The sequence below is a fragment of the Sphingomonas albertensis genome (assembly GCF_014358075.1).
GTDB lineage: Bacteria > Pseudomonadota > Alphaproteobacteria > Sphingomonadales > Sphingomonadaceae > Sphingomonas > Sphingomonas albertensis.
This window is the reverse complement of sequence record NZ_JACONT010000012.1, coordinates 36,865-52,535: the sequence shown is the minus strand read 5'-3', so window position 1 is coordinate 52,535 and position 15,671 is coordinate 36,865. Positions and strand designations below refer to the sequence as shown.

Below are 15,671 nucleotides of genomic sequence, written 5' to 3'. Positions count from 1 at the left end.
GGCGGGGCGGTTGACGCCGCCCCGCATTTTGCCCCGCGACGGCGGCACCTGACGGTTTCAAGCGGGGACGCGGACGATGGCCAATCACCCTTTGCGTATCGTGATCGCCGGTGGCGGTACCGCCGGCTGGATGGCGGCGGCCACCTTCGCGCGGTTCCTGGAGACGGGGTACGAGATCGACCTGATAGAGTCCGACGACATCGGCACGGTCGGCGTCGGCGAAGCGACGATCCCGCAGATCCATCTGTTCAACGATGCGCTCGGGCTGGACGAGGATGCGTTTCTCCGCGCGACCGGCGGCACGTTCAAGCTCGGCATCGAGTTCGTCGACTGGTTCAAGCCGGGCCATCGCTACATGCACGCGTTCGGCGATGTCGGGCGCGACGTCGGGTTGCTACCGTTCCACCAATATTGGCTGCGCGCGCGGTCGCTCGGGCTCGCTGGCGATCTCGGTGCCTATTCGCTCAACACGCATGCGGCGCTTGCCGAGCGGATGCAGCGGGGGCCTGCCCGTACCGCTCGGACGCTGCCGTCGATGCCGTACGCCTATCATTTCGATGCGGGGCTCTACGCACGTTACCTGCGACGCTATTCCGAGACGCGCGGCGTCAACCGGATCGAGGGCAAGATCGTCCGTGTCACGCGCGACGGCGATAACGGGGACGTCTCCGGCCTGGTTCTGGAGAACGGCACGACCGTCGCCGCCGACCTTTATATCGACTGCACCGGCTTTCGCGGGCTGCTGATCGAGGAGGCGCTGGGCACCGGCTACGAGGACTGGACGCACTGGCTGCCGTGCGACCGCGCCATTGCGGTGCCCTCGGCGCTGAGCGAAAAGTTCACGCCGTACACGCGCTCGACCGCACACGCCGCCGGCTGGCAGTGGCGGATCCCGTTGCAGCACCGGACCGGCAATGGCGTGGTCTTCTCCAGCGCGCACATCAGCGAGGACGAGGCGACCGCGACGTTGCTCAGCGGACTCGACACCCCGGCGATGGCCGACCCGCGGACGATCACGTTCCGCACCGGTCGCCGCAAACGGATGTGGAACCGCAACGTCGTCGCGCTCGGGCTGGCGGCGGGGTTCATGGAACCGCTCGAATCCACCAGCATCCACCTGATCCAGTCGGCGATCTCGCGATTGCTGAAGCTGTTGCCGGGCCGTGTCATCGCCGACGCCGATCGCACCGAGTTCAACCGCCAGAGCGACTTCGAATATGAGCGCATCCGCGACTTCATCATCCTCCACTACAAGGCGACGGCGCGCGACGACACGCCGTTCTGGCGCCAGTGCCGCGACATGGCGGTGCCCGACACGCTCGCCGCGAAGATCGACCTCTGGCGCGGCAACGGCCACATCGTCCGCGAGCATGAGGAACTGTTCACCGAAGTGGGCTGGCTCCAGGTGCTGGCCGGGCAAGGCATCATACCGGCGGGCCACCATCCATTGGCGGACGCGATATCGACGAACGACCTGGGGGAATTCATGGACACGATCGAGAAGCTCAACGCGCGCGAAGTGGCGCAGATGCAAGATCACGCGGCGTTCGTCGTGCAGCATTGCGCAGCGGCGGTAGGGCTCGGCGCATGAGCATCGCCGCCGCCATCCTGCTTGCGCTGTCCGGCGCGGCAACCGTACCGCCCGCCGACTATCGCGCGCGCGCGCCGCAGGACGAAGTGATCTATTTCGTCCTGCCAGACCGGTTCGAGAATGCCGATCCGAGCAACGACCGCGGCGGCATCGCCGGCGACCGCCTGAAAACCGGCTACGATCCGACCGCCAAGGGCTTCTATCACGGCGGCGATCTGAAGGGCCTGACCAAGCGCTTGGATTACATCCAGCATCTCGGCGCGACCGCGATCTGGCTCGGGCCGATCTTCAAGAACAAGGCGGTACAGGGTTCGCCGGGCCGCGAATCCGCGGGCTATCACGGATACTGGATCACCGACTTCACGCAGGTCGATCCGCATTTCGGCACCAATGCCGACATGACCGCCTTCGTTGACGCGGCGCACGCGCGCGGGATGAAGGTGTATATGGACATCATCATCAACCACACCGCGGACGTGATCCAGTACCGCGAATGCGCGGTCGGCATGCCCTGCCCGTACCGCGACCGCGCGACCTATCCGTACCAGCGAAAGGGCGGCGTCGGCGGGAAGGCGATCAATGGCGGGTTCGCAGGGGACGACATGCGGACCGCGGCGAACTTCGCGAAGCTGACCGACACGACCTATGCCTACACGCCGTACGTGCCCGCTGCCGAGCGGACCGTGAAGGTGCCGGCGTGGCTCAACGACCCGATCTATTACCATAATCGCGGCGACACGATTTTCATGAACGAGAGCTCGACGATGGGCGATTTCTCGGGGCTCGACGACGTAATGACGGAGAACCCGCGTGTCGTGTATGGCATGATCGACACCTTCGGATCGTGGATCGACCGGTTCAAGGTCGACGGCTTCCGCATCGATACCGCGCGCCACGTGAACCCCGAATTCTGGGCGCAGTTCGTGCCGGCGATGCTGACGCGCGCGCAGGCCAACGGTATCCCGAACTTCCACATCTTCGGCGAAGTCTCCGACCACGAGGTCCGCCCGGCGGTGCTCGCGCAGCACACGATCGTCGACAAGCTGCCCGCGGTGCTAGACTTCGCGTTCCGCCAGGCGGTGGTCGAGACGGTCGCCGGCACGCGCGGCACCGATGCGTTCGAGGCGCTGTTCGACGGCGACGTGCTGTATGCGAAGGGCGCCGACACCGCGGCGATCCTGCCGACCTTTACTGGCAACCACGACGACGGCCGTTTCGCCACCTACGTGCGGAAGGCGTTCCCGCAGGCGTCGGACGAGGAGGTGCTGAAGCGCGTGCTGCTGTCTAACGCGATGCTGCTGACGTTGCGCGGCGTGCCGACGATCTATTCGGGCGACGAACAGGGCTTCGTCGGCGACGGTAACGACCAGGACGCGCGCGAGGACATGTCCGCGTCGAAGGTCGCGATCTACAACGACAATCGGTTGCTCGGCACGACGAAGACGACCGCGACCGAGAGTTTCGGAGAAACCAATCCGCTGTTCCGCCAGATCGCCGAACTGGCGAAGGTGCGCGTCACACATCCCGCGCTCACCCGTGGCGGTACGGTCATCCGCAGCCGGAGCGAAACGCCGGGCCTGCTTGCGGTTTCGCGCTTCGATCCAACGACGGGTGCGGAAACTCTGCTCGCGTTCAACACCTCGGCCAAGCCGATCACGCAGGCGGTACAGGTCGAGACCGTTTCCACACGCTTCACAACGCTCGCCGGCACATGCGCGCCCAGCGCTGCCGCCCCCGGCAGTGTCACTATAACCCTGCCCGCGTTCGGCTATGCCGTCTGCGCCGCGGAGCCTCGTTGATGCCTGCACGATTGCCTGAGTCCGCTGCCGACCACCCATGGTGGAAGGGCGCGACGATCTACCAGATCTATCCCCGTAGTTTCGCGGACTCGAACGACGACGGGATCGGCGACCTGCCGGGTATCACCGCGCATCTCGATTATGTCGCCAGCCTCGGCGTCGACGCGGTGTGGCTGTCACCGTTCTTCACCTCGCCGATGGCGGACTTCGGCTATGACGTGTCGGATTATCGTGACGTCGATCCGATCTTCGGCACGCTCGCCGATTTCGACGCGCTGATCGCACGCGCGCATGAACTTGGGCTCAAGATCATCATCGACCAGGTCTATTCGCACACGTCGGAGGAGCATGACTGGTTCCGCCGGAGCCGGGCGTCTCGCAGCGGCGACAAGGCGGACTGGTATGTCTGGGCGGATGCCAAGCCCGATGGCACCCCGCCGTCGAACTGGCAGTCGGTGTTCGGCGGTCCCGCCTGGACCTGGGATGCCAGGCGCGGGCAATATTACATGCACAATTTCCTCAAGGACCAGCCGCAGCTCAACGGGCATAACCCCGCGGTACAGGACGAGCTGATCGCGACGGCGCGGTTCTGGCTGGATCGCGGCGTCGACGGCTTCCGCCTCGATGCAATCAACTTCGCGATGCACGACCCCGCGCTGACCGATAACCCGCCGGCGCCCGCGACCAATCGCGCGCGGACGCGGTCGTTCGATTTTCAGCTGAAGCTGCACAACCAGAGCCATCCGGACATCGTCGGCTTCATCGAGCGCATCCGCGCACTGCTCGACGAATATGGCGCCGGGTTCACCGTCGCCGAAGTCGGCGGCGACGACAGCGACCGCGAGATGAAGCTGTTCACCGGCGGTAACGGCCGGCTCAACAGCGCGTACGGATTCGATTTCCTGTACGCGGACCGGCTGACGCCCGAGCTGATCGTCGATGCGGTCGGCAACTGGCCCGATACCCCGGGTCTGGGCTGGCCGAGCTGGGCGTTCGAGAACCACGACGCGCCACGCGCGATCTCGCGCTGGACGACGCCCGACCAGCGTGAGGCGTTCGCGCGGATGAAGATCCTGTTGCTCGTCGCGCTGCGTGGCAACATCTTCCTGTACCAGGGGGAGGAGCTGGGGCTGACGCAGGTCGACATCGCCTTCGACGACCTGCTCGATCCCGAGGCGATCGCGAACTGGCCGTTGACGTTGTCCCGCGACGGCGCGCGCACACCCATGCCGTGGATCGGTGCGGCGCCCGATCTCGGATTCGGCAGCACCCAGCCGTGGCTGCCGTTCGGCGAGGATCATCGTGCAATCGCAGTCGATGCGCAGGAAGCGGATGCGACATCGCTGCTGCACTGGACGCGGACGCTGATCGCAGCGCGGAAAGCGCATCCGGCGTTGCGGATCGGCAGCATGCGGATCGTGCACAGCGACGATGCCGTGATCGCGTTCGAGCGGGAGTCTGGGCACGAGACGCTACTCTGCGTGTTCAACCTCGGCGATGACGCGCGTGGCTGGCCGGTCGGCGTTGCCACCTACGGCGACATGCTGTTCGGGACCGATGGTGCCGACACGACCATGCTGCCGCCGCTGTCCGGGCTGGTGCTGCGGCGGTGATCGACGGGCTCGGCCAGCACATCGTCATCCTCGGCGGCGGCACCGCCGGCTGGATGACCGCGTGCCTGATCGCGCATCGCTGGCGCGACCGCGGCGTCCGCGTCACGCTGATCGAAAGCCCGGAGATCGGCATCGTAGGCGTCGGTGAAGGATCGACGCCGCAATTGAAGCACTTCTTCGACACGCTCGGTATCGCCGAAACGACGTGGATGCCGGCGTGCGACGCAACCTACAAGCTCGGGATCGGCTTCGGAGGCTGGTCCGACCGCGCCGGGTACGAGCAGTATTTCCACCCCTTCCCCACCGCGCTCGACGGCCACACCGCACCGCAATTCTTCTACAATGCGCGGGCACGCCGCACCGGGCGCGATGTCGACGCACATCCCAACCATTTCCTGCTCCCCGCTCGCCTCGCCGCCACGAACTGCGCACCACAGCCTGCCGCGAACTTCCCGTTCGAGGTCAGCTACGGCTATCATTTCGATGCGTACAAGGTCGGCGCATTCCTGGCCAAGCACGCGACCGAAACGCTGGACGTCGTCCATCTCCAGCGCCGGATCGCCAGCGTCGAGCGCGCCCCGAACGGCAATATCACCGCGCTGATCGATACCGATGGCGAGCGCATCGCAGGCGATGTCTTCATCGACGCCAGCGGGTTTCGCAGCACGATCTTCAGTGCGCTCGCAATGCCGTTCGTCAGCTACGCCGACGCGCTGTTCAACGACCGCGCGGTGGTCATGCCGACCGCGCATACCCCCGGCGCGCCGATCCCCAGCCAGACGCTAGCGACCGCGCTATCGGCCGGCTGGGCTTGGCACATCCCGCTGACCAGTCGAAACGGCAACGGCTACGTCTACTCCAGTCGCCACCTGACTGAAGCACAGGCCGAAGCGGAGTTGCGCGCACACATCGGCGCCGAGACCGGCGAAGCGCGCCACCTCAAGATGCGCGTCGGCCGGGTTCGCGACAGCTGGTCGCACAACGCACTCGCGGTCGGGCTCGCCCAAGGCTTCCTCGAGCCGCTCGAAGCGACCGCACTGCATCTCGTCATCGCCACCGTCGAAGCGTTCCTAGACATGGTCGATCAGGGCGGCGCGACCGACGCGGTCTGCGCGGCGTTCAACACGCGCATCGCAGCGCGCTACGACGGCGTCCGCGATTACATCGTCGCGCACTACCGGCTGAACCAGCGCCACGACGATCCGACCGGCTATTGGGCGGAAGCGCGCGGCATCGAAGCGCTGTCCGACGACCTCAAGATGCTGATGTCCACCTGGTTTACCGGCGCCGACATGGTCGCGGCGATCGATCGTGCCGGGCTCGGCCGCTATTATTCGGCGATCAGCTGGCACTGCCTGTTCGCCGGCTACGGCACCTTTCCCGATGCCGCGCGGCTGATCCCGCCCGGCGCCGACATCGATCCCATCGACCTGCCGAAGATCGACGATTTCCTGACCCGTTGCGCATCGAATTTCGGGTCGCACGCCTCTCGCCTCCGCCACTTGGCGGACCACAAGGATACCGTATGAAACGCCTAGTCCTCCTGCTCGCCGCCACCGCTGGCGTGTGCAGCGCCCACGTCTACGCGCAGACGCCCGCAGCGGCCGCCGCACCCGCGCCCACATTGACTCCACGGAGCGACGGTGTCGACGTCCATGTCGGCACAACCACCACGCGGATCACCGCGATGACCGACGGTCTGGTCCGCGTCCGCGTCGATAAGAACGGCCTGTTCCCGGAGGACGCCAGCTGGGCCGTCCCCGCCGCGATCCGCCACCAGAAGATCGCCGTCACCGCCGCCCCCGACGGCTTCGCCACCGCCAGCGTCCGCGTCCGCGTCGGTGCTGGCGGCGCGATCACCTTCGAGACGCTCGACGGCAAGATCATCTCCGCCGATGCCGCGCCCGTCACGACCGACGGCAAGGCGTTCGCGATCTCGAAGACGCTGCCGATCGCCGAGCATTTCTATGGCCTCGGCGACAAGACCCAGGGGCTCGACCGGCGCGGCCACGGCTTCGTCGACTGGAATACCGACGCGTTCGGGTTCAGCAGCGCGGACGATCCGATCTACAAGTCGATACCCTTCTTCATCGGCTCCGGCGGGGCGGGCGGCAGCTACGGCATCCTGCTCGACAACACGTATCGCACCTGGTTCGACTTCGGCCACCGCGATGCCGAGACGCTCTCGTTCGGCGGTCCCGACGGCCCGATCGACTATTATTTCATCGCCGGGCCATCGATGGCGGAGGTCACGCGGCGCTATGCCGACCTGACCGGCCACGCCCCGCTCGCACCGAAATGGGCGCTCGGCTATCAACAGTCGCGCTACAGCTATGGCAGCGCCGACAAGGTCCGCCAGATCGCCGCACGCCTGCGCAGCGACCGCGTGCCGACCGACGTCATCTGGCTCGACATCGGCTATCAGGATCGCAACCGCCCCTTCACCACCGACGCCAAGACCTTCCCCGACCTCCCCAAGCTCGCCACCGAGATGAAGGCGGACGGGATCAAGCTGGTCGCGATAACCGACCTCCATATCGCCGCGGTCGAGCAGGGCTACCCACCCTACCAGAGCGGGATGAAGGCCGACGCGTTCATCCAGAACGCCGATGGCAGCCCCTATGTCGCGCCGGTCTGGCCGGGGCCGTCGGTATTCCCCGACTTCACCAAGACCGCCGCGCGGACCTGGTGGGGCGAGCAATATAAGGGCTTTCTCGACGCCGGAATCGCAGGGTTCTGGAACGACATGAACGAGCCGGCGATCTTCGAGACGCCGACCAAGACGATGCCGCTCGACACCCGCCACCGCATCGACAGCGACGATTTCGCAGCGCGCATCACCGATCACCGAGAGGCGCACAACGTCTACGGCATGCTCAATACGCGCGCCACGTATGACGGCCTGCTCAAGCTGCGCCCCGACGAGCGCCCGTTCGTGATGACCCGCGCGAGCTATGCCGGCGGGCAGCGCTATGCGGTAACCTGGACCGGCGACAACAGCGCGACCTGGGATCATCTGAAGCTGTCGGTGCAGCAGATCATCAACCTCGGCCTGTCGGGCTTCGGCTACAGCGCCGCCGACGTCAGCGGCTTTGCGGGCGGGCCGAGCCCCGACCTGCTGACGCGCTGGACCGAGATCGGCGCGTTCACGCCGGTGTTCCGCAACCATTCGGCGACCGGCACGCCGCGCGTCGAGCCTTGGGTCGACGGCCCCGATCATCTCGCGATCCGCCGCCGCTTCATCGAGGAGCGCTATCGCCTGATGCCGTATTTCTACGCGCTGGCGGACCAGAACGCCCGGTTCGGCGATCCAATCATGCGCCCGGTCTTCTACGATTACCCGGCCGCCGCGACCGCGTCGTGCGACCAGTCGATGGCGTTCACGCTCGGCAAGTCGCTGCTGATCGCACCACCACCCAAACCGGAATCCCCACAGACCTACGACGTCTGCCTGCCAGCTGGTGGATGGTATGATTACTGGACCGGACAGCGCGTCGGCACGCCCGAGCCTGCCGCCGCGGGTCCGATCCAATCCGCAACGCAGGCAGTCCCGACCGCGCGCACGCTCGGCGACCGCGTGACCGAAACCCCGCGGCTCGACCATTTGCCGGTGTTCGTTCGCGCCGGTACGATCCTGCCCCGCCAGCCGCTGGTCCAGAGCACCAGCGAGACGCCGAACGGTCCGCTACGCCTCGACGTCTATCCCGGCGCAGACTGCATGGGGACGCTCTACGAGGACGACGGCCACACGCTCGCGTACACTCGCCGCGGCTATTTCCGCCAGACGGTGCGCTGCACGATAACGCCGAGCGGCCTGTCGATCGACTTCGCCAAGCCCGAGGGCAGCTTCAAGCCCTGGTGGAAATCGATCGCCGTCACCGTCCACAACTGGACCGGGAGCGGCACCGCCACGATGAAGGGCAAGCGCGTCGCGGTGATGCAGGATGTCGCGACCGGTTCGTCGACGATCGCCGTTCCCACCCAAAACGCAGCGGGCACGATCGTCGTCGAGGGCCGTCAAGCGACCGCGGGGTAAGCGCGCGGGACGAGGGTCAGCCGCGCTTGTAGCAATTCACCACGGCGAAACCACGTCCGCGGTGGCGCAGTCGGGTAGACCAGCTTTTCAGGCCGGCTGCGGGCCTGGCTGTTTGGGATCCACCGCAAATTTCGCCAGCGTCGAGATCGACCCGCCGGGACGATCGACCTGGTCCATCACCTTCACCTCGGCGAGCCAGCGATCCGGCGTCACGGTGAACAGCTGGTAGCCGCGCTGGTTGTTTAGGAGGGCGACGTTGGGATTATTGTTCAGCGTGCGGTTTTCGCCCGGATAGTGCAGCCCGCCGGTGCCGCCCGAGGAGATCGAGGTCGCCAGAAACTCCGTGGCGATCGCGGGGCCGCCGACGTCTTCCGCGCCCCGCGGCACCGATCCGATGACGTTCTGGTGAAGATCGCCGCTGCCGATCACGACATTGGTCAGGCCCCGTCGCACGATACCGTCGACGAGCCGCTGGCGAGACAGCGGGTAGCCGTTCCAGTTGTCCTTGCCGATCAGCGGCGTCGTGGCGCCGTCCTTGCGGGCATCATAGGGCATGACCATCACCTGCTGCGCGATGAAGTTCCAGCGGGCGCGGTTGGCGAGCCCCTGGTCGAGCCAGCGTTCCTGTGCCGCCCCCAGCATCGTCCGCTCCGGCCGGTCGACGGGAACGCACGCGTCGAGCTGCGCGCGCGGCAGACCGGGGCGCTCGCAGAGCTGATCGCTGCGGAACGAGCGCGTGTCGAGAACGTGCATCCGCGCGAGCGTACCGTAATCGAGCCGGCGATAGGCGTGCGCGCCGTTTACCCCGGGCCGCTGTGCGCGACGGACGGGCACATGCTCGTACCAGGCCTGCAGCGCCGCCGCCTTGCGGTGCGCGAAGATCGCGGGCGGGTTGCCGTCCTTGTCGAACTCGCCCGCCCAATTGTCATCGATCTCGTGATCGTCGAACGACATGATGAAGGCGACCGCGGCATGCGCCGCCTGGAGATCGGGATCGGCCTTGTACTGGGCGTAGCGGCGGCGATACGCGTCCAGCGTATAGGTCTCCGCGCCGAGATGCTTGCGCGGGCTGGGCTCGTTCCGCGCCGCCATCTCGTAGATGTAATCGCCATAGTGGAAGACCGCGTCGAGATCGGGCTCGCGCGCGACGTGCGCATAGGCGGTGAAGAAGCCCGTCTCGAAATCCTGGCAGCCCAGCATCGCGAGCCGCAACCGGTCGAGCGATGCCCCCGCCGCCGGCGCGGTCCGGGCGGTGCCGATCGGGCTCGCGCCGGCGCCGGCAACGAGAAAACGGTACCAATAGGGGCGATGCGGCCGCAGTCCGTCGACCTCGACATGGACCGTGTGCGCGAGCGCCGCTTCCGCCACCGCCGCGCCGGTGCGGACGATCTTGCGGAAACCGGGGTCCTCGGCGACCTCCCAGCGGACCGGAACGTCGTGCGGCGGCATCCCGCCATCGGGCGTCTGCGGCTCGGGGGCCAGCCGCGTCCAGATGACGAACCCGTCCGGCCACGGCTCGCCCGAGGCGATCCCGAGCGTGAACGGATCGCGCGTGAACGTCGCCCGCGCCAGCAGGCGGGGCGCACCCAATCCTCCGAGCAGCGATAGGGAGAGACCGGCCCTGACCAGATTGCGGCGATCGAACTGAGTCACGGCGGCACACTCCCTTGCAGCAGGGCGCGGACTGCACGCCGGACCACGCCCGGCATCGCATCGCACCCTGTCATGCTCGGAAGACGGACCAGCCCGGCGAAACCCGACACGCAAAGCGGCCGGCAACGGTGATTTCAGTGGTTTTCCGCCCTGGCTCCTGGGCGAATGGAGATCGTCTTCGGACCATAAGCGACGTCGACATGATAGGCCGCCTGCACCGCCTGCAGCGCCCGGTCGGTATCGGCGATGTGGAAGCGGCCGCTGATCGGAAGCGCCTGCAAGCCGCGATCCTGCAACAGGATCGGCCGCGCCGAATAGCGCTGCACCTTGCCGATCAGCACGCCGAGCGGGATATCCGACGCTTCGAACCAGCCGGACTTCCAATCGGGCGCGCCTTCCGCGATGCGCGGCTGCGCGACGACATGCCCGTCGACGACACGCGCGCCGTCTCCCTTGCGCACCACGAGATTGGCGGCACCGTCCACGCCGACCTCTACCGCGCCGCGATATACCGACACCGCAGTCCGCGTCGGGCTTTGGCGGTCGACGTTGAACGCGGTACCCAACACGCGCACCGACGTGGTGCCGCTGGTGACCCGGAACGCGCGGACGCCCTCATGCCGAACGTCGAAGAACGCTTCGCCGCGCATCAGCGTCGCGGTGCGTTCCCACGGCAGGATACGGACGCGCAGTTCGGTATCGCTGCTCAGGTCCACCCGCGATCCGTCTGCCAGCACGACCGACCGGATCTTGCCCGCGCCGCTACGATAGGTGCTCGTCGACAGCATCGGCAGGAGCAGAACGATCGCGAGCAGCATCGCGCACGCGGCCGTCGCCAACCGGGGCGCCGTGGCCCAGTTTCTGCGGAACCGAGCGTCCGGTTCGGGCGGCGCTTGAGCAATGCTCGGAGCGCGTCCGGCTTGGCCCAGCGCCTCCACCAAGCCCTCCGAATGCCACAGCGCCTGGAGATCCGCGAAGACCTCGCGGTGGCGCGGCGACGCCGCCATCCAGGCGTCGAAGTCGGGCCCGGCCGCAGCATCGAAAGCAGGCTGGTTGAGCCGGTCGATCCAGCCGGCGGCCTCCTCCACGATCTGGTTCTCGCGGCTCATCGCTCGCCGCCACGCATGACCGCGTTCCCCGGCATCGCCTTGTGGAGATCGGCAAGACCGCGGGTAATGTGCTTCTCGACTGCCTTCGGGCTCAACCCCAGATCCCTCGCTATCGCCGCACAGCTTTGGCCCTGCAATCGGCGGCGGACAAGTACGTCGCGGCGCAGCGGTGGCATCGCCGCCAGCGCGTCGTTGAGGATAGCAAGCTCCTGCCGCCCGACGAGCACGCGATCGGGCAAGGGCGCCTGGCTGGCTGGCTCCTCCTCGCGTTCGGCGACGTACCTCTTGTCGCGGCGGTGATGGTCGACCAGCAGGTTCGCGGCGATCCGAAAGCCCAGCGCATAGATGCTGACCAGCTTTTGCAGGCGGCTTTGGTGCACCAGCCTCGACAGCGTCTCCTGCACGACATCCTCGGCGACGTCGGCGCGGTTCGTGCGCGCCCGGACATACCGGCTGAGCGTGGCGGCAATCGCGCGCCAGTCCTCAGCCGGGGGTTCGCCCGCGAGGCTCTCGATCTGATGCGACGACGCGGGCATGGGATATCCGGGTTATTCGTCCCGGCGCTCTAGGCCCTGTTTGTGACAATCTCGGAGAGCGTCATGAAGATCGCAAATACCAAGTATATGCGAGGTTTCGGATCGCTTGGTTCACGCGCCAACCGCCGCGACGACATGTCACATAATTGAAACCAAATACTTTGTCGGGTTTCACGCGCATTTACCGTCTCCCCCTCAAGACATCCGGGGAAAAACATGTTCAGCAAGATCCGCCTACCGCATCTTCTATTAAGCTCTGCTGCCTCGCTCGCCTGCGTTGCAACGCCGGCAGCAGCACAGAGCGCGCAGTCAGCGCCGCGCCATTTCACCTTCGACGTGCCGGCGCAGGGCCTCGGCGAGGCACTGCTGGCCTTTTCGCGGCGGACGGGGCTGCAACTGGCGTCTTCGCCATCGCTGTTGAAAGGTGCGCGCAGCCAACGCCTGCACGGGCGAATGACCGCCGAGGAAGCGCTTGCGCGGCTTACCGCGGGTAGCGATCTCGACGGCAGGATCGTCGGCTGCACCGTGACGGTCGTCCGGCGCATGTCCTATGCCACGGCGGGGGCGAACACCTCTGCCGTGGCACTTGGCGGCGCTGAAGCGCAGATGGCGACCGCGCCGGTAGCGCTGGCCGATCAGTCGGCAGATGGCGGTACCGATATCGTGGTCACGGGGTATCGCGAGAGCGTTGCCAAGGCGCAGCAGATCAAGAAGGCCGCGACCGGCTCGCAGGACGTGATCCTGGCGCAGGATATCGCGGCGTTTCCCGACCAGAACCTCGCCGAAGCGCTGCAACGCATCCCCGGCGTCGCGATCACGCGCGACAGTGGCGAAGGCCGGCAGATCTCGCTGCGTGGCCTGGGCGCGGACTTCACGCGCACCCAGCTGAACGGCATGGAGGTGCTCACCAACACCTCGTCGGGGCTCGACAGCCGATCGTCTGTCAGCCGTTCGCGTTCGTTCGACTACAGCATCTTCGCGTCCGAACTGTTCAACAAGGTCGTCGTCGAGAAATCCTACGCGGCCGAGCAGGACGAGGGTGGCATCGGCGGCACGGTCGGGCTGCACACGGCCAAGCCGTTCGATTTCAACGGGCTCACCGTGGTGGCGTCCGCCAAGGGCCAGTCGAACCAATATACCAAGTCGGTCACGCCCCGGCTGGTCGGCCTGATCTCGGACCGGTGGGGCGATTTCGGGTTCCTCGCCTCGGTGGCGTACAGCACCGCGGACACGGTGGAATTCGGCTATCGCAACTGGAACTGGTCACAGCTCAACTTCGGTGCCGCCAATGTCGGCCCGGGCGTTTCCGCGGCGGACCGGGCGGTGCTGGTCGGTGCGACCGGCGCCAATCGCGCATGGAACAGCCGCGCGCAGACCTATGCGACTTTCTTCAACAAGCGCGAGCGCCTGGGCCTCACCACCGCGCTGCAATATCACCCCGACGACCGCACCGACCTGACACTCGACGTGCTGTACGGCAAGTTGACCAACGATCGCCGGTCGGGCGTGATCGGCGCTGCGGGCACCAACGGTATCGCCGCCAACAACGTCACCGGAACGCAGGTTCTGACGGGTGTGAGCTTCGACGAGTATAACAACATCGTCGGCGCGTCGTTCGATCACGTCGACATGCGCACCGAATCGAAGGTGACGCAGGACCAGACGACCTTCTGGCAGGCCGCGCTGAACGGACATACCGATCCGACCAGCAACCTGACGGTCAACTTTCTCGGCGGCTGGTCCCGATCGACGTTCAATTCCGGCTATGCCCAGGTGTATCTGGAGGCCGTCGACAAGAGCTACGCGTTCAGCGGCCTGAATACGGGATCGCCGCGAACCAGCTACGGCTTCGACATCGCCGACGCGTCGCAATGGGATTTGCAGGGCCTGGAAACGCGCGCTGACCGCATCCGCAGCGAGTTCTACAACAGTAAGGCGGAACTCGCCTGGACGGTCGGCTCGGGCTCGACGATCAAGGCGGGGGGCGGGTTCAAGCGCTTCACCAACAGCGGCTGGCAGCGCAAGGTCGCACCGAGCTACGAGGGCAAACCCGGCGTGCCCGACGTCCCTACCAGCGTGTTGTCGGACAGCAGCCTTGCCCCCTATGTCATCGGCAACGTGGCGGCCACCTACGCGCTGCTGGGCCAGAGCATGATGGTCGACGCGAGCGACACCGTCGCCGGCACTGCCTATGACCTCGTCGAGAAGACCTATGGCGCGTATCTGCAATATGACCTGAAGACGCAGGTCGGCAGCATCGGCCTGCGCGCCAATCTGGGCGTGCGCTATTATCATACCGATCTCGGCTCGTCGGGGACGGCGCTGGTCGGCACCGCGCTGGTCCCGGTCAACGTGACCAACAGTTACGACGGCTTCCTGCCCGCGGCGAACCTGGCGTTCGACCTCAGCCGGTCGCTGGTCTTTCGCATCAGCGGCAACCGCAATTTGAGCCGCCCCGCGCTCAGCGACATGCGCGCGGCGGGGACGCTGAACCTTGCCTCGTTCGGCGGCACGATCACCGCGGGCAATCCCAACCTCGCGCCGTTCATCGCCGAATCCGTCGAGGGGTCGCTCGAATATTACGATGGCCAGCGCGGTTCGCTGGCGATCGGTGCGTTCTACAAGCACATGGACTCGTACATCACGTCGGAGACGCGGCTGGTCGCGTACAACAGCACGGGGTATCCGTCGTCACTGTTGCCCGTCGGCGTCGATCCGTCGGTGCTGGTGAACTATACGCGGCCGGTCAATGGGCCGGGCGCTTCGATCAAGGGCATCGAGATCGCGGCCAAGCGGGACTTCGACTTCCTCCCGGCGCCGTTCGACAAGCTCGGCGTGCTCGGCAACGTCACCCTCGCCGAGGGATCGACCGACGTGTTCTACGCGGGCGTCGCGGTTCGCCTGCCGTTGCCGACGCTGTCGAAATTCTCGTCCAACGCGACGCTGTATTACGATACCGATCGCTGGGGCGTGCGGGGCTCCGTCGCGACCCGCTCGCGCTATCGCTGGGGCGACGGCGGCAACGGCAATATCGGCGAATATATCAAAGGCACGACGAACCTCGACGCGTCCGCCTATGTCAACGTCACGCGCCAGTTCAAGCTGTCGCTGGACGTGATCAACATCACCGACGAGCCGATCGTCCAATATGCCGACGGCACCGCCAAGCGGGTGATGACCAACACCGTGAGCGGGCGGACCGTGGCGTTCGGCGGGACGATGCGGTTCTAGGCTGACGACGTTCGCAACGAGGGCAGGTCGGGCGATGCGCCGGCTTGTCCTCTCGACGGCGGCTGCATCGGCGCGGTCTGTGGTGATTAGCACGACCGACCGC

9 protein-coding genes are annotated in these 15,671 nt (G+C 66.5%); 6 read left to right on the top strand and 3 right to left on the bottom strand.

Translation table 11 applies throughout. The features are described 5' to 3' along the window. The first annotated feature begins 76 nt into the window (after positions 1 to 76). The 5 genes from H8S47_RS07655 to H8S47_RS07635 are packed head-to-tail and all read left to right on the top strand — an operon-like array spanning position 77 to position 9,039. The gene (locus H8S47_RS07655; RefSeq protein ID WP_187503308.1) at positions 77 to 1,591 is read left to right on the top strand and encodes a tryptophan halogenase family protein; all 1,515 of its coding nucleotides are present in this window, start codon (positions 77 to 79) and stop codon (positions 1,589 to 1,591) included. Further along, complete coding sequence (locus H8S47_RS07650; RefSeq protein ID WP_187503307.1) at positions 1,588 to 3,390, top strand: alpha-amylase family glycosyl hydrolase; 1,803 nt, start codon at positions 1,588 to 1,590, stop codon at positions 3,388 to 3,390. Before H8S47_RS07655 ends, H8S47_RS07650 begins: the two co-directional genes overlap by 4 nt. Then, positions 3,390 to 5,003, top strand: a complete 1,614-nt coding sequence (locus H8S47_RS07645; RefSeq protein ID WP_187503306.1) for an alpha-amylase family glycosyl hydrolase — start codon at positions 3,390 to 3,392, stop codon at positions 5,001 to 5,003. The genes H8S47_RS07650 and H8S47_RS07645 overlap by 1 nt, the downstream gene beginning before the upstream one ends. Then, positions 5,000 to 6,532, top strand: a complete 1,533-nt coding sequence (locus H8S47_RS07640) for a tryptophan halogenase family protein (RefSeq protein WP_187503305.1) — start codon at positions 5,000 to 5,002, stop codon at positions 6,530 to 6,532. The genes H8S47_RS07645 and H8S47_RS07640 overlap by 4 nt, the downstream gene beginning before the upstream one ends. Continuing rightward, a complete protein-coding gene (locus H8S47_RS07635; RefSeq protein ID WP_187503304.1) occupies positions 6,529 to 9,039 on the top strand; it encodes a glycoside hydrolase family 31 protein in 2,511 nt (836 codons plus the stop codon). Before H8S47_RS07640 ends, H8S47_RS07635 begins: the two co-directional genes overlap by 4 nt. 87 nt (positions 9,040 to 9,126) lie before the next feature. Here the strand turns inward: H8S47_RS07635 and H8S47_RS07630 are convergent, their stop codons facing one another. The 3 genes from H8S47_RS07630 to H8S47_RS07620 all read right to left on the bottom strand — a co-directional run bounded on the left by H8S47_RS07630 (position 9,127) and on the right by H8S47_RS07620 (position 12,337). Further along, the gene (locus H8S47_RS07630; protein WP_187503303.1) at positions 9,127 to 10,692 is read right to left on the bottom strand and encodes an alkaline phosphatase D family protein; all 1,566 of its coding nucleotides are present in this window, start codon (positions 10,690 to 10,692) and stop codon (positions 9,127 to 9,129) included. A gap of 134 nt (positions 10,693 to 10,826) precedes the next feature. After that, positions 10,827 to 11,801 (bottom strand): FecR family protein, encoded by a 975-nt coding sequence (locus tag H8S47_RS07625; protein ID WP_187503302.1) that lies wholly within the window; start codon positions 11,799 to 11,801, stop codon positions 10,827 to 10,829. Beyond that, positions 11,798 to 12,337, bottom strand: coding sequence for an RNA polymerase sigma factor (locus H8S47_RS07620; RefSeq protein ID WP_187503301.1), 540 nt, complete (start codon positions 12,335 to 12,337; stop codon positions 11,798 to 11,800). Before H8S47_RS07620 ends, H8S47_RS07625 begins: the two co-directional genes overlap by 4 nt. A 216-nt stretch (positions 12,338 to 12,553) precedes the next feature. Between H8S47_RS07620 and H8S47_RS07615 the strand changes: the two genes are divergently transcribed. Then, positions 12,554 to 15,568 carry a TonB-dependent receptor gene (locus H8S47_RS07615; protein WP_214654996.1) on the top strand — a complete coding sequence of 1,005 codons (3,015 nt, stop codon included), beginning with the start codon at positions 12,554 to 12,556 and terminating at the stop codon, positions 15,566 to 15,568. Positions 15,569 to 15,671 lie beyond the last annotated feature (103 nt).